The organism is Pseudomonas sp. CCI3.1 (genome assembly GCF_034313985.1).
In the GTDB taxonomy this organism is placed as follows: domain Bacteria; phylum Pseudomonadota; class Gammaproteobacteria; order Pseudomonadales; family Pseudomonadaceae; genus Aquipseudomonas; species Aquipseudomonas psychrophila.
The window spans coordinates 2341238-2363343 of the sequence record NZ_JAVIWO010000001.1; the positions used below are offsets into that span (position 1 = coordinate 2341238).

At 57.2% G+C, this 22106-nt stretch carries 18 protein-coding genes and 1 pseudogene; 10 read left to right on the top strand and 9 right to left on the bottom strand.

The genetic code is table 11. The annotated features are described in order from the left end of the window. From RGV06_RS10805 to mrcB, 4 genes are all read right to left on the bottom strand, one after another. Positions 1 to 1725, bottom strand: coding sequence for an acetolactate synthase 3 large subunit (locus RGV06_RS10805; RefSeq protein WP_046810798.1), 1725 nt, complete (start codon positions 1723 to 1725; stop codon positions 1 to 3). A gap of 409 nt (positions 1726 to 2134) precedes the next feature. Then, positions 2135 to 2464 (bottom strand): YqcC family protein, encoded by a 330-nt coding sequence (locus RGV06_RS10810; protein WP_037032377.1) that lies wholly within the window; start codon positions 2462 to 2464, stop codon positions 2135 to 2137. Between the two features lie 5 nt (positions 2465 to 2469). Then, on the bottom strand, positions 2470 to 3210 hold the full coding sequence (locus RGV06_RS10815; protein WP_322149981.1) for a tetratricopeptide repeat protein: 741 nt from the start codon (positions 3208 to 3210) through the stop codon (positions 2470 to 2472). 16 nt (positions 3211 to 3226) lie between these two features. Next, positions 3227 to 5551, bottom strand: a complete 2325-nt coding sequence (mrcB, locus tag RGV06_RS10820; protein WP_019825975.1) for a penicillin-binding protein 1B — start codon at positions 5549 to 5551, stop codon at positions 3227 to 3229. Positions 5552 to 5667: 116 nt separating this feature from the next. Between mrcB and RGV06_RS10825 the strand changes: the two genes are divergently transcribed. The 3 genes from RGV06_RS10825 to RGV06_RS10835 all read left to right on the top strand — a co-directional run bounded on the left by RGV06_RS10825 (position 5668) and on the right by RGV06_RS10835 (position 8166). Next, a complete protein-coding gene (locus RGV06_RS10825; RefSeq protein WP_322149982.1) occupies positions 5668 to 7224 on the top strand; it encodes an AAA family ATPase in 1557 nt (518 codons plus the stop codon). Positions 7225 to 7314: 90 nt separating this feature from the next. Next, positions 7315 to 7656: a pentapeptide repeat-containing protein gene (locus RGV06_RS10830; protein WP_019825972.1), complete on the top strand. Its 342-nt coding sequence runs from the start codon at positions 7315 to 7317 to the stop codon at positions 7654 to 7656. Positions 7657 to 7893: 237 nt separating this feature from the next. After that, a complete protein-coding gene (locus tag RGV06_RS10835) occupies positions 7894 to 8166 on the top strand; it encodes a TfoX/Sxy family protein (RefSeq protein WP_019825970.1) in 273 nt (90 codons plus the stop codon). A gap of 232 nt (positions 8167 to 8398) precedes the next feature. Here RGV06_RS10835 and RGV06_RS10840 read toward each other — a convergent pair. The 3 genes and pseudogenes from RGV06_RS10840 to RGV06_RS10850 form a co-directional block, all read right to left on the bottom strand. After that, positions 8399 to 9118, bottom strand: a pseudogene (locus tag RGV06_RS10840) (heme ABC transporter ATP-binding protein); the annotation flags it as partial. Positions 9119 to 9165: 47 nt separating this feature from the next. Then, a complete protein-coding gene (locus RGV06_RS10845) occupies positions 9166 to 10149 on the bottom strand; it encodes a FecCD family ABC transporter permease (protein ID WP_201356199.1) in 984 nt (327 codons plus the stop codon). Between the two features lie 50 nt (positions 10150 to 10199). After that, entirely contained in the window at positions 10200 to 11075 is an 876-nt protein-coding gene (locus tag RGV06_RS10850) for a heme/hemin ABC transporter substrate-binding protein (RefSeq protein WP_322149984.1), read from the bottom strand. Between the two features lie 177 nt (positions 11076 to 11252). Here RGV06_RS10850 and RGV06_RS10855 point away from each other — a divergent pair, with 177 nt between their 5' ends. Further along, positions 11253 to 11591, top strand: a complete 339-nt coding sequence (locus tag RGV06_RS10855) for a Rieske (2Fe-2S) protein (RefSeq protein WP_019825962.1) — start codon at positions 11253 to 11255, stop codon at positions 11589 to 11591. Here the strand turns inward: RGV06_RS10855 and sfsA are convergent. Together sfsA and RGV06_RS10865 are read right to left on the bottom strand one after the other, a co-directional pair. Beyond that, entirely contained in the window at positions 11574 to 12281 is a 708-nt protein-coding gene (gene sfsA / locus RGV06_RS10860) for a DNA/RNA nuclease SfsA (protein ID WP_019825960.1), read from the bottom strand. The two genes, RGV06_RS10855 and sfsA, sit on opposite strands and share 18 nt — an antisense overlap. Continuing rightward, entirely contained in the window at positions 12281 to 13453 is a 1173-nt protein-coding gene (locus RGV06_RS10865; protein ID WP_019825958.1) for a pyridoxal phosphate-dependent aminotransferase, read from the bottom strand. The genes sfsA and RGV06_RS10865 overlap by 1 nt, the downstream gene beginning before the upstream one ends. A 322-nt stretch (positions 13454 to 13775) precedes the next feature. On the opposite strand from RGV06_RS10865, the gene dksA reads away from it, so the two are divergent. The 6 genes from dksA (at position 13776) to RGV06_RS10895 (ending at position 22104) form a co-directional block, all read left to right on the top strand. Next, positions 13776 to 14216 (top strand): RNA polymerase-binding protein DksA, encoded by a 441-nt coding sequence (gene dksA / locus RGV06_RS10870; RefSeq protein WP_019825956.1) that lies wholly within the window; start codon positions 13776 to 13778, stop codon positions 14214 to 14216. A 206-nt stretch (positions 14217 to 14422) separates the two neighbouring features. Beyond that, positions 14423 to 15322, top strand: coding sequence for a tRNA glutamyl-Q(34) synthetase GluQRS (gene gluQRS / locus RGV06_RS10875; RefSeq protein WP_322149985.1), 900 nt, complete (start codon positions 14423 to 14425; stop codon positions 15320 to 15322). 78 nt (positions 15323 to 15400) lie between these two features. Next, positions 15401 to 15577, top strand: coding sequence for a hypothetical protein (locus RGV06_RS10880; RefSeq protein WP_003176118.1), 177 nt, complete (start codon positions 15401 to 15403; stop codon positions 15575 to 15577). Next, positions 15561 to 18515, top strand: coding sequence for a sensor histidine kinase (locus RGV06_RS10885; protein WP_322149987.1), 2955 nt, complete (start codon positions 15561 to 15563; stop codon positions 18513 to 18515). The genes RGV06_RS10880 and RGV06_RS10885 overlap by 17 nt, the downstream gene beginning before the upstream one ends. Positions 18516 to 18537: 22 nt before the next feature. Next, entirely contained in the window at positions 18538 to 19971 is a 1434-nt protein-coding gene (locus tag RGV06_RS10890) for a sigma-54-dependent transcriptional regulator (RefSeq protein ID WP_019825950.1), read from the top strand. A 738-nt stretch (positions 19972 to 20709) separates the two neighbouring features. Beyond that, the gene (locus RGV06_RS10895) at positions 20710 to 22104 is read left to right on the top strand and encodes a polynucleotide adenylyltransferase PcnB (RefSeq protein ID WP_019825948.1); all 1395 of its coding nucleotides are present in this window, start codon (positions 20710 to 20712) and stop codon (positions 22102 to 22104) included. Positions 22105 to 22106: the final 2 nt, after the last annotated feature.

Here is a 22106-nt window from a genome sequence, read left to right on the forward strand (position 1 = left end):
TTAAGTACGCTCCGTCTTGCTCAGCCACATGTCGCGCATGGAGCCATCTTTGATCTGCATCGGATAAACGTGCTCACTGGTATCGACCTGAATATCCAGGAACACCAGACGATCCTTCATGGCAAAAGCTTCTTCCATCTTGGGCTTCAGGTCTTTCAGATCAGTGATCCGAATACCTACATGCCCATAAGCCTCAGCCAGCTTGACGAAGTCAGGCAGCGATTCCATGTACGAGTGCGAGTGGCGACTGCCGTAGTTCATGTCCTGCCACTGACGCACCATACCGAGCACGCCGTTGTTGAGGCTGACAATTTTTACGGGCAGACCGTACTGCAAACACGTCGACAATTCCTGAATGTTCATCTGAATACTGCCCTCGCCTGTTACACAGGCAACGTCAGCATCAGGAAAGCTCAGTTTTACCCCCATCGCAGCCGGGAAACCGAACCCCATCGTGCCCAGGCCGCCAGAGTTGATCCAGCGATTCGGCTTGTTGAAGCGGTAGTACTGGGCCGCAAACATTTGATGCTGACCCACATCGGACGTTACATAAGCATCGCCCTTGGTCACTTCGCACAGCATCTCGATAACAGCCTGAGGCTTGATCTTGCTGCCGTCGCCCTTGTCATAAGGGAACAAGCCGCGATCACCACGCCACTCGTCGATTTGCTTCCACCAGCTGGCAACCGCCTCGGCATTCGGCTTCTCGCCAATATCCTTGAGGATTGCAACCATTTCGGTCAACACGCTCTCTACCGGACCTACAATCGGAACATCTGCCTTGATGGTCTTGGAGATAGATGCCGGGTCGATATCGATGTGGATAATCTTGGCGTTAGGACAGAACTTGGACGGACCGTTGATTACACGATCATCAAAGCGCGCGCCTACTGCCAGGATTACATCAGCGTTATGCATGGTCATGTTGGCAGTGAAGCTGCCGTGCATACCAAGCATGCCCACAAACTGACGGTCAGTGCCAGGGTATGCGCCCAGGCCCATCAGCGTATTGGTTACCGGTACGTTGAGCATTTTTGCAAGCTCGGTCAGCGGTGCCGAACCGCCACCCAAAATAACGCCGCCGCCTGCATAGAGCACAGGGCGCTTGGCCGCCAGAAGCATCTCTGCCGCCTTGCGAATCTGGCCAGAGTGACCACGCAAGGCCGGGCTGTAAGAACGCAGCTTGGCTTTTTTCGGGAAAACGTATTCGAACTTCTCGGCCGGGTTGGTCATGTCTTTCGGGATATCGACCACAACCGGACCTGGACGGCCGGATTGAGCGAGGTAGAACGCCTTTTTCATGACCTCAGGGATTTCCGAAGCATGCTTGATCATAAAGCTGTGCTTCACGATGGGCCGGGAGATACCGATCATGTCGGTTTCCTGGAAAGCATCCGTTCCGACCATGGTGCTAGGCACCTGACCAGAAATGATCACCATCGGAATGGAATCCATGTAGGCAGTGGCAATACCGGTAATGGCGTTGGTAGCACCTGGCCCGGAAGTGACCAGTACTACACCGGCCTTACCCGTTGCACGAGCGTAGCCGTCAGCCATATGAGTAGCAGCTTGTTCGTGGCGAACCAGGATGTGGGTAACTTCCGGTTCCTTGAACAGTGCGTCGTAGACATGCAGCAGAGCACCACCAGGGTACCCGTAGATATATTTGACACCTTCGTCGCGCAAAAAGCGCACGAGCATCTCACCGCCAGATAAAAGCTCCACGTTGTTCACCTCTAAAACGCCAGAATACCGTCCACTAAAATGCGAACGGGTCTTAATAGGTTTACTTTTCAGCAGAGCATGAGCGACGGTGGTCGCCGACTACGTCAGCACTGACTGAGCAAGTATTGGGAGCTCCCCAAGTGTTGCGGGGTTTTCCCACCCAGCGCGAGGTAACGCGTTGCGGGTGTTGCAGGTCGGCGCGGGTGTGCGCCTCATGATCTGCTGAGAGGGTCTGCTTCTGGCAGTCCCTCTACAGCGGGACTTCGATTCTTGTCATTAGGCCTGCCCAAGTCAAGCCATCTATGAGATTTATTTTCATAAATTGACAGGAACGCACAAAAAAACGCGCGAATTGACAAAAACTGACAAGAAAATGGATGGCTGCCAGCAAAAACTGGCAGCCATGACCTCAAGCGGAGGGGCTGATCAACTGATCAAAACCTTCAAAATGCTTGAGCAACGGCCTCCAGTTCCCGCGACGCTGAGCAAAAACCTGGTCAGCCATATGCCGAATACCGGAAACATTCGGCAGTGGCTGACCCTGTTCAACAATGACTTTCATCTTCGGCAGAAAGATCCACTGCACCCACAGCTCAAAGTCGAGCCGGTCGACGCTGAACGGCTCCAGACTGGACAAGTCGTGCTCCGTGGGAGTCTTGTCGCTCCACAACCCCTGCGTGCGCATTTCCTGTTCGATCAGCAACAAGAACTCGGCAACTTCAGGAGTACGGGCATCCATAACCATCAGAGGCTCACCTTGGCTTTTTGACGGGCCAGAGCAGCGCCTGCTGCATCGCCTTGTTTCTCACGTGCCTGAGCGATCAAGCCCCACAAGCTGACTTGTAGGTCCGGACGGCCATTGGCAAACGTCAGACCTCGACGGGCAAACTGCTCCGCCTGGGCGGCGTCACCTTGAGCCATACGCACTTGCGCCAGGCGATAGAGTACCTGCGGCTCACGAGGTGCCACGCGCTGAGCACGCTCAAGACTCGACGAAGCGCCATTCAAGTCACCGCTCGACTGCTGCTGCTGAGCGGTGGTGAGCAACGCCAGCACCGGACCATCCAACTGCTCGTCGGCAGCCAGAGCGCCGCTGTTGTTCGATGGAATACCGCTTGGGGTAATCGGCGCCGGAGCGCTGTAGGTATTACTCGGTGTATAGCTACCCGTGCTGATGGGCGCTGCCGCCGGGCCGGGGGTAATCGGCCCGGGCGTGAAAGGCTGGGTGCTGATCGGCGTCGACACGCTCGCAGCGCCGCCCGGGATCATCACCACAACTCCCGAATCCTCGGTAATCGTGCGGGCCTGAGCTGCACGCGGTGCGGTGGCCTGTGGATAATTTCCAGCCGTTCGCTGGGCCGAAACACGTTCGTTATTCGACACCGCCACACCAGAGTCGACCACAGGGATCGAACCCTGTGGCACGCTGGCACAACCATTGAGCAAAGCCAGGGCTGAAACAGCCGCAATCCACAACTTATTCACGTAAAACCCTCTTTGCTTAATTCAACCAGCCCTTGACCCAATCCATCACGGCCTCACCTGAAGCAGGCTCTTGCCCGCCACAACTGGCCCCTGCTGGCGGCTCACTGCCGCGAATATACGGCATCTGTACCGCGCCAGGGCAGCCGGCATCAGATCCTTGCCCCGTATGCGGATCAATCCAGGCCTGAACGATGTTATCGGGCTGAGGCATATCGAGCGGCAGCGGGTCAGCCTTCTTCATGAAGCTGGTCCACACCTGCAGTGCTCCGGTTGCGCCGGTAAAAGGCGTTTTGCCGTTGTCGTCGCGACCCAACCAGACCACCGCCAGCAAGTCCTGGCTAAACCCTGCAAACCAGCTGTCACGCGAATCGTTACTGGTACCGGTCTTACCAGCCAATGCGAGGTTCCTGGGCAGCACGTTATAAACCGAACGTCCTGTACCTTCGCGCATCACATGCTGCATCGCATTCTGGATCAGGAAAATGGAGCCCGGATCGAAGCGTTGCTGAATCTGGAACGGATAACGTTTCAGCGGCTCCCCCTCGGCGGTCAGTACGCTGCGAATTCCGCGCATCGGCGTATTAAAGCCGCCGTTGGCCAAGGTCTGATACATCGTCGCCACTTCCATCGGGCTCAATGCACCGGCACCCAGCAACATGGACGGGAATGCCGGGAACTGACGCTCTACCCCCAGTCGCGCCAAGGTCTTGAGCACGTTGGGCACACCCACTTCCTGCCCCAGCCTTACCGTACCGAGGTTGTAGGAGTTCATCATGGACTGGTAGAGAAAAACCGTACCGTGAGAGCGACGGTCATAGTTCTGAGGCTTCCAGACCTGACCGTCAGCACCTTTGATCGACAGCGGATCATCCGACAGCCAACTGGTCAGCGTGTACTGACTTGGCCGTTCAAGCGCCGTGAGATACACCGCAGGTTTGATCAACGAACCAATAGGCCGTACCGCATCAAGCGCACGGTTAAAGCCTGCAAAGCGCGGTGCACGACTGCCGATCAGAGCCTGAACCTCGCCGGTTTCCGGATTAGTGACCACCATTGCGGCTTCCACTTCATCCGAACCCTTGCGCCCGGTCAGACGTTTGAAGGTCTCACCCATTGCGGCTTCAGACTTCATCTGCAGGATCGGGTCGAAGCTGGTGAAAATCCTCAACCCCTCTTCGGTCAAGTCTTCATCGCGATAGTCTTCACGTAACTGGCGCTTGACCAGGTCCAGGAAACCCGGGAAGGAACTGTCTGCCAGGCTACCGCGCGTGGTCACGCCCAATGGCATTTTTTTCGCCGCAGCCACCTGCTCGGGCGTTGCAACGCCTTGTTGCTCCAGCAAATCGAGCACCAGGTTACGCCGTACCAGCGCCCGCTCGGGATTACGACGCGGGTTATAAGAAGATGGCCCTTTGACCATCCCCACCAACAACGCCACCTGATGCAACTTGAGTTCGGCCAGCGGCTGACTGAAGAAGAACTGGCTGGCGAGGCCAAAGCCATGCACGGCGCGCTGCCCGTCCTGACCGACAAACACTTCGTTGAGATACGCCTCAAGGATTTCGCGCTTGTCGTAATGCATTTCCAGCAGCAACGCCATCATCGCCTCAGTCAGCTTGCGACTAAGGCTGCGCTCGTTGGTCAGATAGAAGTTCTTGACCAGCTGTTGAGTCAGGGTGCTGCCGCCCTGGCGCATTTGCCCGGATGACGTGTTAACCCACATGGCACGGGCAATCGACTTCGGCGACACCCCAAAGTGATGATAAAAATCGCGGTCTTCTACTGTTACCAGCGTTTCAAGCAGAAACGGCGGCACTTGATCGATATTGATCAGGATCCGGTCTTCAAGATTTTTCGGATACAGGCCACCGATCAGCAACGGCTCAAGACGCACTACAGGCAGCTTGGAACCATTGGTCGATGAAAGCTCTGCTACATAGTCGCCAGAGAAACGCACACGAACCGGCTGTGCCTGTTCGGCACCTTCATAAAACTGGAAGCCACGTGTATTGAGGTCGACTGTGTTGCCACTGACCGCAGCAGCTCCAGGACCATTGACCACGCTTTCACGGCGATAGCCCAGCGCATCGAGTTCCGTCAGGAAGTCGTTCTTGCTCAGCTTCTGGCCGACGAACAGCTCAAGCGGCCGGGCATACACCTTGGCCGGGATTGTCCAACGCTTGCCGGAGAACTTCTCCTGCACGATGGCATCCAGATAGACGGCAAAACCTGCCAGCACCACCAGACCGACCAGACTGAGCTTGATTGCCCAGCCCAGCCAGGGCCTAAGGCCGCCAGAAGGACGTTTGGAACGAGAACGAGGAGATCGGGTACGAGTCATGGCGCGAGATTATACGCACTTTATTCATGTTCATCATGCGCAGCCCGGCGGTTTGCACTCCCGCTGTCAGCCGCCATAATGGCGCATCGAATTTTCCAGACCTTGAAGGATCAACCGTGAGCCAGAACCTGATTTCCGCCCTGCAAAACCCGGACCTCTACCCCCATGACGTCGATGGGTTTCAGGTTATCGAGACGCACATCTCCTGGGTCATCCTTACTGGGCCATATGCCTATAAACTGAAGAAGCCCGTTAATTTTGGCTTCCTGGACTTCACGGCGCTCAGCGGGCGCGAACACTTCTGCAATGAAGAACTGCGCCTGAACCAGCGTCTGACCGAAGGCTTGTACCTCGACGTATTGCCGATCACCGGTACCGTCGAAGCGCCCGTACTGGGCGGCGAAGGCCCGGCTATCGAATATGTGCTCAAGATGCGTCAGTTCCCTCAAAGCCAATTACTGAGCACCTTGCAAGCCAACGGCGAACTCAATGCCGCCCATATCGACGAAATGGCTCAGCTAATCGCCCGTTTCCATGCTCAAGCCCCCCACGTCGATCTGGAGCACTACCAAGGCACTCCTGAGGCCGTGATGGACCCTGTCCGTCAGAACTTCGAGCAAATTCGCCCATTTCTTTCTGATAAAGCTGACCTGCTCCAACTGGACGCGCTCCAGGCCTGGGCAGAGGCCAGCTTTACTCGTCTCAAACCCCTGTTCGAGCAGCGCAAGGCGCAAGGATTTATCCGCGAATGCCACGGTGATATTCACTTGGGCAACGCCACGATGATCGATGGCAAGGTCGTGATCTTCGACTGCATCGAATTCAACGAGCCGTTCCGTTTTACCGATGTGTATGCCGACACTGCCTTCCTGGCGATGGACCTTGAAGACCGCGGCCTGAAGTCTCTGGCAAGACGCTTTGTCAGTCAGTACCTGGAACTGACTGGCGATTATCAGGGACTTGAGCTGCTGAACTTCTACAAAGCCTACCGCGCGCTGGTTCGCGCCAAAGTCAGCTTGTTCAGCATGCCTGCAGAAGCCAGCCCTGTTCAGCGCGCAGCTACATTGCGTCAGTACCGCAACTACGCCAACCTGGCCGAAAGCTACAGCACTATTCCTTCACGCTTCCTGACAATTACCCACGGTGTATCGGCTGTAGGCAAAAGTTCGGTAGCCATGCGCCTGGTTGAGGCTCTGGGGGCGATTCGCCTTCGCTCAGACGTTATCCGCAAGCAGTTGTTCGGTGAGCAGACCGCTGAAAACGCAGTAGGTGATGGCATTTATAATGCCGATGCCAGCGCTGCCACCTACAAAAAGCTGCATGAGCTGGCCGGTATCGTGCTGCGCGCAGGCTTTCCCGTCGTGATAGATGCCACCTACCTCAAGCGTGAGCAGCGTGATGCCGCTGCTCAAGTGGCAGAAGCCACCGGCGTACCTTGCCTGATCCTCGACTGCACCGCACCGGACGCCGTAATCGAAGGCTGGCTGGCCCATCGCAAGTCCATTGGCACCGACCCTTCTGACGCCACTCTGGAAGTCGTCAAGGCACAGCAAGCCAGTCGTGAAGCGCTGGGCGCCGATGAAATCCTGCGCAGCAAGTGTGTTGAAACCCACAACAGCAAAAGCCTCGACACCCTGATCGCTGATATTCGTCAGCGCTTGCCAGGCTTGTAGGAATTAGCGCTAGCCGTGAAACGCAATGGTTTCACGGCCCTGCGATAGTGGCACTATAATACTAGCATCCCGCCAAGCCGGAGCCCCATCATGAGCCATCCAAAGCTGCTTGAGTCGGCGCTCTACGCACTGCTGCATAAAGACGATATCCGCGGGTTCAATCAACAGCGGCCATCCGGACACATCGACCTGCGCGGCGGAGACTTCCGCGGGCTGGATCTACGCGAGTTACAGGCTCAGGACGTGGATTTCTCCGATGGTTATTTTCGCTCAGCGGACCTGCGCGGCATTGATTTACGTACTGCGTGCATCGAAGGTGCCAGCCTAGCCCACGCACAAATTTCAGGTACCTACTTCCCGGTTGAGCTGACAGCGGATGAAATTCTGATGTCGGTTAACTTTGGTACTCGCCTGCGATACCGCACCAAATAGCACGAATACGACACTTGCCACGAGCAAGCCGTGCCTAGTTGGACCAGCCCCGTTTACGCAACACAAAGGCTCTACCCTGATCCCCACCCGTCACTGAACGTCAGAGCAAACCTCAGACATCAGTAGTCCTTTGTTCCAAAACCGACTAACGGACTGCGCTTTTCCTACTGAGCGCTACACTTCGTAGAATCACAATGTCCCGTAAACGCTGAGCTCACGCCGTCGCAAGGAGAGCTGATGAATGATGAACTCCAGCATTTGAAAAACCTTGGGAAGACCTCAGCGCAATGGCTTCACGCTGTTGGTATTCACAGCGCCTCGGACTTGAGACGTCTAGGGGCTGTTGATGCATATCGAGCAGTGAAGGCCAGGGGCTTCAGGGCTTCTAAAGTGCTTCTTTATGCGATTGAAGGGGCCCTGCTGGATGTGCACTGGAACGATATCCCCGCGCAGCGCAAAGAAGAACTGAACCAGCAGGTGGATCATCTGGCCGCGTTGAAAAAAGCCTGAAGAGATTCATTTCCGACACGCACGATAAACGGTAAAAAACAGTTGTTGACAGCGTAATGAGAATTGTTATGATTACGCCATCTGGTCGCGAGACCAGTCGATCTTCTGGAAGGCCCTTGGTTCGGACTCTCAGAAAATCTCCTCATCAGGCTAATCACGGTTATTTGACCCGGCTCTTGCCGGGTCTTTTTTTGCCTGCCAAAAACACCAGCCAAATGGCTGCGTTACTAGCTCAACGAGCAATCACCATCGGACAACCCAGCTCAGGGTGAGGCTGCACCAACACGTCCAGACCAAAAACGGCTTTTAACGCCTCCGGCTGCAGCACCACTTTTGGACAATCCAGTGCGCGGGGACGTCCCTCCTCAAGCAGCAACAACCGATCGCAATAACGTGCGGCCAGGTTCAGGTCATGCAGGATGATGAGGACCGCCGCGCCGCGATCCGCGAACGTCCGTATGGCTTTGAGCGTCGTGTGTTGATGCAATGGGTCGAGCATTGAGGTCGGCTCATCAAGCAACAGGGTATGCCCGCGCTGTCCTGGCCATAATTGCGCCAGCACCCTTGCCAGATGCACCCGCTGCCGTTCACCACCCGACAACGCCAGATAGCTGCGCTCCGCCAAGTGCTCAACATCAGCCGCCTGCAACGCAGCGTGAATGATTTCTGAATCACGGGCGCGACCTGTCTGATGAGGCAGCCGCCCCATGCCCACGACTTCTTCGACACGGAAGGCGAAATCCAGGGTCGAGGTTTGCGGCAAGACGGCAAGACGCTGTGCCCGTTGCGCGCCCTTCCAGTGGCCCAGGGCGTGTTGACCAAGCCAGACCTGCCCCTCACTCGGCGTCAACTCCCCACACAACGCGGCCAGCAGTGTGCTTTTACCCGCTCCATTGGGCCCCAGCACACCCAACACTTCACCCGGACGGACATCGAGGGTGACATCCGCCAGCACGATTTTCTGATCGCGACGGATCTGCAGATTTTCCGCACGCAGCATCAGTGACGACCTCGCAGTAATAAGTAGAGGAAAAACGGTGCCCCCAGGAATGCGGTAACAATCCCGATCGGCAGCTCTGCAGGCGCCAGGACCAGTCGTGCAATCAGGTCGGCAAACAGCAATAGCGCCGCCCCTGCCAGCACGGAAGCCGGTAACAGCACTCGATGATCAGGCCCTGCCAGCAGTCGTACCAGATGTGGCACCACTAGCCCGATAAAACCGATCATGCCAGCTGCTGCCACTGCAGCACCCACACCCAGCGCCGTACAAAACACCAGTTCGCGCTTCAGGCCTTCGACATCGATCCCCAGATGATTGGCTTCCGACTCTCCCAGCAACAGCGCATTGAGCGCATTAGCTCGGCGAGGCAACCATAAGGCAACACCCACGGTAACAATCAACAATGGCCACAAACGTGCGTAACTGGCGCCATTAAGACTACCCAGGTTCCAGAAGGTCAGCGTGCGCAATGTCGCGTCATCAGCCAGATAGGTAAACAGTCCGACTGCCGAGCCGGCCAATGCTGTCAGCGCAATGCCAGCGAGCAACATCACGGCGACATTGGTCTGACCGTTGCGTCGCCCCAGCCGATAGACCAGCGCCGTTACGCCCAGCCCTCCAAGGAACGCACACAACGACAGCAAATATGGCCCGATAAACTCTGGCAGCCCGCCAAAGGCAGTCCCGCCCACAATCGCAATCGCCGCACCCAAGGCTGCGCCGCTGGACACACCGACCAACCCGGGGTCGGCCAACGGGTTGCGGAACAACCCCTGCATGGCCACGCCCGACAACGCCAGCACACCGCCCACCGCCAGCCCCAGCAATGTACGAGGCAAACGAATCTGCCCCAGGATCAGCTCGGCCTGTTCCAGCCCTTCGCCCGGTATCGGTATGCCCAGCAACCTCAGTGCCGCGCGCAGGGTGTCAAACAACGGCAAGCTCACAGGTCCCAGCGCCAGCGATAGCCAGGTCGCCAACAGGCACAGGGCACTCAAGCCTATAAACAATGACCGGGGTTTAACCAGCGTCTTCATGGGTTCGCTGCAGCCGCGGGATAAAACTCAGCGGTCAGTTGCTTCAAGCTGGCCGGTAACCTTGGCCCCAGCCCACCCACCAACAACGTAGGGTCCAGCTCGTACACACGGCCATTTTTAGCGGCGCGAATAGACGCCAATACCGGGTTTTCCTTGAGCAGCGCCTTGCGTGCCGCCTCACCGGTCAAACTGCGATCGGCAAACACCAAGACCTCAGGATTGAGCCCCGCCAGGGCCTCCACTGAAAACGGCTTATAGCCGGTGTGGGTAGCAAGGTTCTGCCCGCCGGCTTGAGTCAGTAGCCAATCTGCAGCCGTGTCCTTGCCGGCTATCAACGGTTTACCGCCCGCGTGCCCCAACAACAAAAGTACCCCTGGCGCCTTGTGTCCGGCTTGTACCGTCTTGACCTGCTGCTGATGCTGCACAAGTTGCTGCTGATAGTCTGTGAACAGTTGCGCCGCTTGAGGCTCGTTACCCAACAAACGGCCCAAATGCTTCAGGGTCGCTTCAAGACTTGCTAGATCGGCCTGGGCCGAAAACATCTCGACCGGGACACCAGCACCGCGAATCTGCGCCAAAACAGGTGGCGGGCCCATCTCGTCAGTGCCGACCAAGATGTCCGGTTTCAAGCTCAGGATCCCTTCTGCCGAGAGCTGGCGCTGATAACCAATACTGGGCAGGGACTTAAGTGATGCAGGATGTTGGCTGGTGGTATCGACCCCAACCAATTTAGACTCCGCGCCCAACGCGCTGACCCACTCTGAAAGTGCTCCGCCGGCGCTAACCCAGCGTTGTGGCAACTCGCCAGCCAGGCTGACATGACTGATCATAAGGCCTGCACAGAGCGAAATCAGGCGGGTACTCAGGCGCATACGGGGGCATTCCTTGAAAAAGAGGGCTCAACGGGACAAAGGTATTGTCACGCCGTGAAAACAGCACATCGCAGAGCAAGCCGCCATTTGATAATTGTTTGCATTTGCACGTCAACCTCTTAACCCGCTCTGGAACGCTTCAACAACACAGCCGTTTGGCTGCTATTAAGGATTGCCATGAAGTTTTTATGCCCCTCGCAGGCACTAAGCGAAGGTACCAGCCGTGGCTTCGAGCTGGATGAGCTGAACCTGCTCGTCATTCGTCGTGAAGGTCAGGTGTATGCCTACAAAAACCGCTGCCCCCATCGCGGGGTAACACTGGAATGGCAACCGGATCAATTTCTCGATTCAAGCGCCAGCCTGATCCAGTGCGCGACTCACTCGGCGCTGTTCCTGATCGAAAGTGGAGAATGCGTTGCCGGGCCTTGCGCCGGGCAGTTTCTGACAGCTCTTGACTGCCGCGAAGACAGCCAAGGCATCTGGATTACGCCACAAATATCAGAGGATGACGTCTAATCGGCGATCAACTACCACGGCGTCAGGCGTCAGGCTGACTCCATACGCAAGTACTTGCACTCCGGCAGCGACCGCCTCGCGCAACGCTGCTGCGTAACCCGGGTCGATCTCTTGCGCCGGGCGCACTGCATCAATGCCGGTAAGGTTGACGCAATACAGCTGAACAGCACGCACCCCCTCGCGCGCGAGAGTGGCCAGTTCACGCAGATGCTTGGCACCACGCTGCGTAACAGCATCCGGAAATGCAGCGACACGCGAGTCATCAAAACCCAGGGTGACACTCTTGACCTCTACGAAGGCAAAGCCCTGCGGGTACTCCAGGCGAAAATCAATCCGGCTTTTTTCCTGGCCATAAGGCACTTCACGCTTGAGTGCGGTGAAGCCATCCAGCTCGGTAATCACCCCCGCCAGTAACGCCTCTTCGATCAAGTGATTGGCACGCCCGGTGTTCACACACGCCAGCCTGCCTTGCGGGGTTTGACTGATTTCCCAAGTGCCCGGCAACTTGCGCTTGGGGTCGTTGGAACGGCTGAACCAGACCTGACCACCTTCAACCATGCAGTTGAACATGGACCCCGTATTCGGGCAGTGGATGGTCATCAACTCACCGGTGACGGTTTCGATATCCGCCAGGAAACGCTTGTAGCGCTTGATCAACCGCCCTTCTTCTAGCTCGGGTGAGAAACGCATCAGCCTTTCCAGCTCTTGAGGCCACGAGCGATCCGCTCAACGGCCTCCTGCAGGCGCGGCAAACTTTGGGTGTAGGCAAACCGTACATGGTGCCCGGACTTGAAGCGCCCAAAATCCAGACCCGGGGTAAAGGCTATGTGCTGGGTTTCAAGAAAGTGCTGACAGAATGCAAACGCATCGCCGCCAAACGCGCTGATATCGGCGTAGAGGTAAAACGCACCCTCTGGCTCTACTGCAATACCAAAACCAAGCTCACGCAAGGCCGGTAACAGAAAGTCACGGCGACGCCCGAACTCGGCCCGACGCTCTTCCAGTATCGCCAGTGTCTGAGGTTCAAAGCAGGCCAATGCGGCGTACTGAGCCATGCTGGGGGCGCTGATATAAAGGTTCTGGGCGAGCTTCTCCAGATCAGCTACAGCTTCAGGTGGCGCCACCAGCCAGCCCAAACGCCACCCGGTCATACCGAAATACTTGGAAAAGCTATTGAGCACAAACGCACTGTCATCGACTTCCAGCACACTGGCTGCATCACAGCCGTAGGTCAGGCCATGGTAAATCTCATCCACCACCAAATGCCCGTTTCGGGCCTTGATTGCCGTAGACAGGGCTGCCAGTTCATCACGACTCAAAATCGTACCGGTAGGGTTGGCCGGGGATGCCACCAACGCCCCCACACTGTCCTGATTCCAATAGCGCTCGACCAGATCGGCCGTTAACTGGTAGCGCACATCCGGGCCGACCGGCACCAGCTGTGCGGCGCCCTCTACCAAACGCAGAAAATGTCGATTACAGGGGTAGCCCGGGTCTGCAAGTAGCCAATGTTTACCCGGATCGACCAGTAGGCTGGAGGCCAGCAACAAGGCGCCAGACCCACCTGGCGTGACAAGAATCCGCGAAGGATCGATATTCAGGCCATAACGCTGCTGATAAAACCCGGAGATTGCCTCGCGCAACTCCGGCAGGCCACGGGCCGCGGTGTAACGGGTTTTCCCGGCGGCCAGGGCCGCTTGACCTGCGGCGATGATCGGCTCAGCCGTGGTGAAGTCCGGCTCCCCGATTTCCAGGTGAATCACATCGTGACCCGCAGCCTGCAGCTCGTTGGCACGCGCCAACAACGCCATCACGTGGAACGGTTCGATTGCGCGGCTGCGCGCACTGTAAGACTGAGCCATGAGCCTGCCTTCCTGGGTAAGCAAAAGCCTGATTCTACCCAAGCAGTACCGCAAGGGAGAGCTAATTACTATCTTAGCCGTCCGCTCGATAGAACCAATCAACCCACGCCACAGTCATAGCTCGACTAAAATTAATATTCAGGTACTAATCTCAAGCACCACAGGCTCTGTACACAACCACTGACAACGGGCTAGACATGCGGGAGTAGCGCAGCCCGATTTGATCTGGTAAGTTCGCCCGCTTGCAGCCGCAGGGCCGGCAGGTGTCGGTGATGTTGCAATCCTGCGCAATGGATTAGAAGAATGAGAGGCGGTCCATTTCATGCCCACACAAACCAAGCAACAGAATAGTCAACTTAGCGGTTTCGAACCCTACGTTGAAAAGAAGGGCGAAGAGTACATGGGCGAGCCCATGCGCAAGCACTTCACCAAGATTCTGCAAAAGTGGAAACAGGACTTGATGCAGGAAGTTGACCGCACCGTTGATCATATGAAAGACGAAGCGGCAAACTTTCCTGACCCATCCGACCGCGCGAGCCAGGAAGAAGAGTTCAGCCTGGAACTGCGCGCCCGTGATCGCGAGCGCAAGCTGATCAAGAAAATCGACAAGACCCTTCAACTGATCGAAGACGAGGAGTACGGCTGGTGCGAATCCTGCGGTGTCGAGATCGGTATCCGTCGACTCGAGGCCCGTCCTACTGCCGACATGTGCGTAGACTGCAAGACCTTGGCTGAAATCAAGGAAAAACAAGTCGGCAAGTAATCGCTGGCTTGACTGAATGGGGCGTGCAAACGCCCCATTTTTGTTTCTGCGTTTTGCGCTCCGTAGCAGCTGCCAAAGGCTGCGTCCGGCGGCAAAGCCGTCGTAAAAATCAGTCACTGCGGTGTATCCGTCAGACCCGGCACTCAGGGCATACGATCGCTTCGCAATCGGACGCAGCCTACGGCAACTGCTACGGGATTTATGTAATGACAGCACTCACTTCAACTTCCTCCTACATCGGGCGCTTCGCCCCAACGCCCAGTGGCCACCTGCACTTTGGCTCGCTGGTCGCAGCCCTTGCTTCTTACCTCGACGCCCGCTCTGTCAGTGGCCGCTGGCTGTTGCGCATGGAAGACCTCGACCCCCCCCGCGAAATGCCCGGCGCCCAAGCTGCCATTCTGGATGCTCTTGAACGCTACGGCTTTGAATGGGACGGCGAACTGGTTCGCCAAAGCGATCGCCTCGAAGCCTATGCTGACGTATTAAACCGGCTGTTCAGCATGGGTTTGGCTTACGCGTGCACCTGCTCGCGCAAACAGCTTGAAGGCTACAACGGCATTTACCCGGGGTTGTGCCGCAATGCGGGCCACTCGATGGAAAACGCCGCGATACGCGTACGCGTGCCAGAACTTGAATACCGCTTCGAAGACCGGGTACAGGGACCATTCGGCCAACACCTTGGCCGAGAGGTGGGTGATTTTGTGATTCGCCGCCGTGACGGGCTGTACGCCTATCAATTGGCCGTTGTACTCGATGATGCGGCCCAGGGTGTGACCGATATCGTGCGCGGCGCCGACTTACTGGACTCCACACCGCGCCAGCTCTACCTGCAAGAGCTGCTGGGCTTATCACAGCCACGCTACCTGCACGTGCCGCTGATCGTGCAACCCGACGGCCACAAGCTTGGCAAATCGTACCGTTCGCCCCCCCTGACACCGGAGCAGGCAACACCCTTGCTGCTTCGCGCCTTGCGCGCTTTGGGTCAGACGCCTGACGAATGCTTGAACGACGCCACCCCGCGTGAAATTCTGGATTGGGGCATCGCTCACTGGAGCGCAGCCAATATCCCACGCACACTTACCCTCGCCGAGGCGCAATTACGCTGACAGCCCTTGCAGGTTGCCAGCCATCCGTTACCATCGCCGCACGTTTTTGGGCATGCGGCCTGTAAAAGTGAGGGCGGGATGTATATCTATCGATTGGTCCTGTTGCTGGTTGTCGGGATCTACCTGTTTTCTCCCGCCATCATGGATTGGTGGATCGATGCGACAGGCGCCTGGTACAGGCCCTATCTGCTCTGGCTGATTCTGATCGTTGTGACCTTTATTCTTCAGAGCCAAAAAGATGCCGATGAGCTTTAGCCTGACCCAGATGATCCTGATCAGCGCCGCCTACCTGGGGGTGCTGTTTAGCGTAGCCTGGATCAGTGAACGCGGCATGATCCCGCGCGCAATCATTCGCCACCCGCTGACCTACACCCTGTCGCTGGGCGTTTATGCCAGTGCCTGGGCGTTTTACGGCACCGTGGGCCTGGCCTACGAATACGGCTACGGCTTTTTATCCAGCTACCTGGGGGTTTCCGGGGCTTTCTTGCTGGCGCCGGTGCTGCTCTACCCCATTTTGAAAATCACCCGCACGTATCAGCTTTCATCCCTGGCTGATTTGTTCGCGTTCCGCTTTCGCAGCACATGGGCCGGGGCGCTGACCACGATCTTCATGCTCATTGGTGTGCTACCGCTGCTCGCCCTGCAGATCCAGGCGGTGGCCGACTCCATCAGCATCCTCACACGCGAACCCGTACAACACCGCGTCGCCCTGAGCTTTTGTGCGCTGATTACCCTGTTTACGATCTTCTTTGGCTCACGACATATCGCCACCCGTGAAAAACACGAAGGCCTGGTGTTCGCCATCGCCTTTGAGTCGGTCATCAAACTGATCGCCATTGGCGGCGTAGGGCTCTACGCGCTCTATGGTGTGTTCGACGGTCCGCAACAACTCGAAGTCTGGCTACTGCAAAACCAGACCGCCCTCGCCGCTCTGCACACCCCTTTGCAAGAAGGACCGTGGCGAACCCTGCTGCTGGTGTTTTTCGCATCGGCCATCGTGATGCCGCACATGTATCACATGACCTTCACTGAGAACCTCAACCCTCGCGGGCTGGTCAGCGCCAGCTGGGGCCTGCCGCTGTTTCTGCTGCTGATGAGCCTCGCCGTGCCGCTGATTTTGTGGGCTGGCCTCAAGCTGGGCGCCACCACCAATCCCGAGTACTTCACCCTAGGTATCGGTATAGCCGCAAACAGCAAACCACTTGCACTACTGGCCTATGTTGGCGGGTTATCGGCTTCTAGCGGGCTGATTATCGTCACCACCCTGGCGCTGTCCGGCATGGCCCTTAACCACCTTGTGTTGCCGCTTTATCAGCCACCTGCCGAGGGCAACATCTACCGCTGGCTGAAGTGGACCCGCCGGGCACTGATCGTTGCCATCATCATGGCTGGCTATGGTTTTTACCTGCTGCTGGGCGCCGAACAGGACCTGGCCAACCTCGGGATCGTGGCATTTGTCGCTACCTTGCAGTTCCTGCCGGGCGTGCTCTCCGTACTGTATTGGCCGACCGCCAACCGACGTGGCTTCATTGCCGGGTTGCTGGCAGGGATTCTGGTGTGGATGGCGAGCATGCTGTTCCCGCTGATCGGCAACTTCCAGGGGTTCTACATCCCGTGGCTGAACATGATTTACGTGCTGGACGATACCAGCTGGCACATGGCAGCCATCGCCTCACTGGCAGCCAACGTGCTGATGTTTACCCTGATTTCGCTGTTCACCAACGCCAGCCCCGAAGAGGCCAGCGCTGCCGAAGCGTGCGCTGTCGACAACGTGCGTCGTCCACAACGACGTGAGCTGCACGCCGCCTCACCGCAAGAGTTCGCCACCCAGCTGGCCAAACCTTTGGGCGCCAAGGCCGCACAGAAAGAAGTCGAACAAGCGCTGCGCGACCTGTTTTTGCCCTTCGATGAACGCCGCCCTTATGCCTTGCGCCGCCTGCGCGACCGCATCGAGGCCAACCTTTCAGGCTTGATGGGCCCCAGCGTCGCCCAAGACATGGTCGAAACCTTTTTGCCCTACAAGTCCGGCGGTGAAAACTACGTCACTGAAGACATTCATTTCATCGAAAGCCGGCTTGAGGACTACCACTCACGCCTGACAGGTCTGGCAGCCGAACTCGACGCCTTGCGCCGTTATCACCGTCAAACCTTGCAAGAGCTGCCCATGGGCGTGTGCTCGCTGGCCAAGGATCAAGAGATCCTGATGTGGAACAAAGCCATGGAGGAGTTGACCGGCATCCCGGCCCAGCGTGTGGTGGGTTCGCGCCTGAGCACTCTGGGAGATCCGTGGCGAGAACTGCTGCAGGGCTTTATCGACCTGCCTGACGAGCACTTGCACAAGCAGCATTTGGCCCTGGATGGCCAGACTCGCTGGCTCAACCTGCACAAAGCCGCGATCGATGAGCCCCTGGCCCCTGGCAACAGCGGCCTGGTGCTGCTTGTCGAGGATCTGACAGAAACCCAGATGCTCGAAGACAAGCTGGTGCATTCCGAGCGGCTGGCCAGCATCGGACGCCTGGCTGCGGGTGTCGCTCACGAAATCGGCAACCCGGTGACCGGCATTGCCTGCCTTGCGCAAAACCTTCGCGAAGAACGTGAGGACGACAGTGAGCTGACGGAAATCAGCAGCCAGATTCTTGAACAGACCAAACGTATCTCGCGCATCGTCCAGTCCCTGATGAGCTTCGCCCATGCCGGCAGCCACCAGCACAATGAAGAACCCGTCTGTCTGGCCGAAGTGGCCCAGGATGCCATTGGTCTGCTGGCCCTGAACCGGCGCAATTTCGAGGTGCAGTTCTATAATCTCTGCGACCCGGATCATTGGGTTGAAGGTGACCCGCAGCGACTCGCCCAGGTATTGATCAACCTGCTCTCGAACGCCCGCGACGCCTCGCCTGCCGGGAGTGCAGTGAGGGTCAAGAGCGAAGCCAGCGAGCACACTGTCGACCTCATTGTGGAAGACGAAGGTACAGGTATTCCGAAGAACATCATGGACCGATTGTTCGAACCGTTTTTCACCACCAAGGACCCTGGGGAAGGCACCGGTCTGGGCCTTGCACTGGTCTATTCCATCGTTGAAGAGCATTATGGACAAATCACCATCGACAGCCCGGCTGACATTCACAGCCAACGCGGAACCCGTATCCGGGTGACACTACCGCGTCATGTCGAAGCGACGTCCGCTGTGAACTGAGACCGTCGAGAGAACCGAATCAATGCCGCATATTTTGATCGTCGAAGATGAAACCATCATCCGCTCCGCGTTACGCCGTTTACTGGAGCGTAACCAGTACCAAGTCAGCGAGGCTGGCTCGGTGCAAGAAGCACAGGAGCGTTTCAGCATCCCCTCGTTCGACTTGATTGTCAGCGATCTGCGCCTGCCAGGCGCTCCGGGTACCGAGCTGATCAAGCTCGGTCAAGGCAAGCCGGTGCTGATCATGACCAGCTATGCCAGTCTGCGCTCGGCCGTTGACTCGATGAAAATGGGCGCTGTCGACTACATCGCCAAGCCCTTTGATCACGACGAAATGCTCCAAGCGGTGGCGCGCATTCTGCGTGATCGGCAAAACCTCCAGAGTGTGCCTGCAGAGCGCCCTGCCAAACCGGGTATCGCCGACAAAAATGCTGTGGATAACAGCAACGGGGAAATCGGCATCATTGGTTCGTGCCCACCGATGCTGGACATGTACAGCAAGATCCGAAAAGTCGCGCCAACCGACTCCAATGTATTGATTCAGGGTGAATCCGGGACGGGTAAAGAGCTGGTCGCGCGCGCCCTGCACAACCTCTCCAGGCGTGCCAAGGCACCGATGATTTCGGTGAACTGCGCAGCTATTCCCGAATCGCTGATCGAGTCCGAGCTGTTTGGTCACGAAAAAGGGGCGTTTACCGGCGCCAGCGCTGGCCGTGCCGGCCTGGTTGAAGCCGCCGACGGCGGTACGCTGTTCCTCGATGAAATCGGCGAACTGCCACTTGAGGCACAAGCCCGCCTGCTTCGCGTACTGCAAGAAGGCGAGATTCGCCGCGTAGGTTCTGTGCAGTCGCAAAAGGTTGATGTGCGCCTGATTGCCGCGACTCACCGTGACCTGAAAAGCCTGGCCAAAGTAGGTCAGTTCCGCGAAGACTTGTACTACCGACTGCACGTCATCGCGTTAAAACTGCCTGCTTTGCGCGAACGTGGCGCCGACGTTAACGAAATTGCCCACGCGTTCCTCGCTCGCCAAAGCGCCCGCGTAGGCCGTACTGACCTGACGTTCGCCCCCGATGCTGAACGGGCAATCAGTCATTACTCCTGGCCGGGTAACGTTCGCGAACTGGAAAACGCGGTGGAGCGAGCGGTGATCCTGTGTGAAAGCCCTGAAATCTCGGCTGAGCTCCTGGGCATCGATATTGAGCTGAGCGACCTGCAAGACGATGATTTTATTGGCCTGGCCCCACAGCAGAGCATCGTCAACGGTAACACCAGCCTTGATCCGACCGAGGATCTGTCACTGGAAGATTACTTCCAGCACTTCGTGCTTGAGCACCAGGACCACATGACCGAGACCGAACTGGCCCGCAAACTGGGGGTCAGCCGCAAGTGCTTGTGGGAACGGCGCCAGCGCCTGGGCATTCCTCGACGCAAAACCGGTGTGCCAAGCGAAGGCTAGGTAACACAGCCAAGCAAATGTGAAAAAACTGTTACCTCAGTTAAATCACGTAACAAAAGCCGGGTCTTACGGTAACGATGACCCGGCTTTTTTTTGCCTTGAAAAAAGTAAAAACCCCGAAAACGCCTTATTTTGCTGGCCCTCGTAAAAGTTGGCACGACCCCTGCTATATGTATCCGTACAAGAACAATAAGAATCACAGCAACACACAATAAAAATAAGACGTATCGGCTCACGCATAACAAGAACAACACGGCGGAGGCGCAGCTAACTGATTGTTTTGGAGAGGCGTTGTAAATGGGGCTTGTCCCACGACTAGGCAGAGAACAACAAAAACTGCACTTAAAGCAGAGCCTGAACTAGTTGGATCATTGATCACATCAACACAGCGACCAAAGCAATCCGTTTGCTCTTATCTCCCGATTGGGAGGGTTACTCAGGCAAGACCTCTGTAACCAGGGCGATTAACAAAAACAAAAAGCCCGCAATCAATAATAAAAATAGAGCATGCAACTAATTCTGGGGGAGCTTCGGCTCCCCTTGTGGTTCCTGCGATTCAGAAAAAACTCCCACGGCTCTACCTCACCACTCTTGCAGCTTTTTTTGCCTATTGCCTGCAGCTTCGCTCACAAGAGCGACTCAGCGTCCTACACCATCCCCTGACTAAATGCTAGAATCCCCGCCCATCATGCGGTCATTCTTCGTTTTGGCCGAACATTCCTTCAAACAGTGCATCCCATGCTGAAGAAGCTGTTCCAGTCATTCCGTTCTCCCAAGCGTCGTACGCAACAACTGCGCAGCACCCCTGAAGTGCTCAACAGCAGCCAACATTCGCTGCAACGTGCCCAGTTCAGCCGCTACGCGGTCAACATTGTCGAGCGCCTGCAGAACGCCGGTTACCAGGCCTATCTGGTAGGCGGTTGCGTACGCGACATGCTGCTCAACATCACGCCAAAAGACTTTGACGTCGCCACAAGCGCCACGCCTGAACAAGTGCGCGCCGAGTTTCGCAATGCGCGAATCATCGGCCGACGTTTCAAGTTGGTGCACATCCACTTTGGTCGCGAAATCATTGAAGTCGCCACCTTCCGTGCCAATCACCCGCAAAACGACGAAGAGGAAGACAGCAACCAGTCCTCACGCAACGAAAGCGGGCGCATCTTGCGCGACAACGTTTACGGCACACTTGAAGAAGACGCCCAGCGTCGTGACTTCACGATCAATGCCCTGTACTACGACCCGGTCAGCGAGCGCATCCTCGATTACGCCAATGGCGTACACGATATTCGCAACCGCTTGCTGCGCCTGATTGGCGATCCGCAACAGCGCTATCAGGAAGACCCGGTACGCATGCTGCGCGCAGTGCGTTTTGCGGCCAAACTCAACTTTGGCATCGAAAAACACACCGCCGAGCCGATTCGCGAACTGGCGCCAATGCTGCGTGAAATTCCGTCTGCTCGGTTGTTCGAAGAAGTCCTCAAGCTGTTCCTCTCGGGTAACGCTTCAGACACCTTCGAAATGCTGGTTGACCTGCAATTGTTCGATCCTCTGTTCCCGGCCAGCGCCGAAGCACTGGAACACAATCCGACGTACACCCACACCCTGATCAGCGAAGCCTTGCGCAACACCGATCTGCGGATCAAACAGGGCAAACCGGTAACCCCGGCCTTCCTGTTTGCTGCCTTGCTCTGGCCTGCCCTGCCGGCCCGTGTATTGCGTCTGCAAGATCAAGGCATGCCGCCCATTCCTGCGATGCAGGAAGCCGCGCACGAACTGATCGCCGAACAGTGCCAGCGCATTGCCATTCCCAAGCGTTTCACCATGCCGATCCGCGAGATCTGGGACATGCAGGAGCGCCTGCCACGTCGCAGCGGCAAACGCGCCGACATGTTGCTCGACAACCCGCGCTTCCGTGCCGGCTATGACTTCTTGCTGTTGCGTGAAAGCGCAGGCGAGCAGACCAATGGGCTGGGCGAGTGGTGGACCGACTATCAGGACGCCAATGACAGCGGTCGCCGCGACATGATTCGCGACCTGAGCAACGCCAAGGATGACGGCACCGGCCCTGCACCGCGTAAACGTCGCCGCACCAGCGGTGCCAAGCGCAAACGTAGCGCCGCAGCGGACGAGTAAGC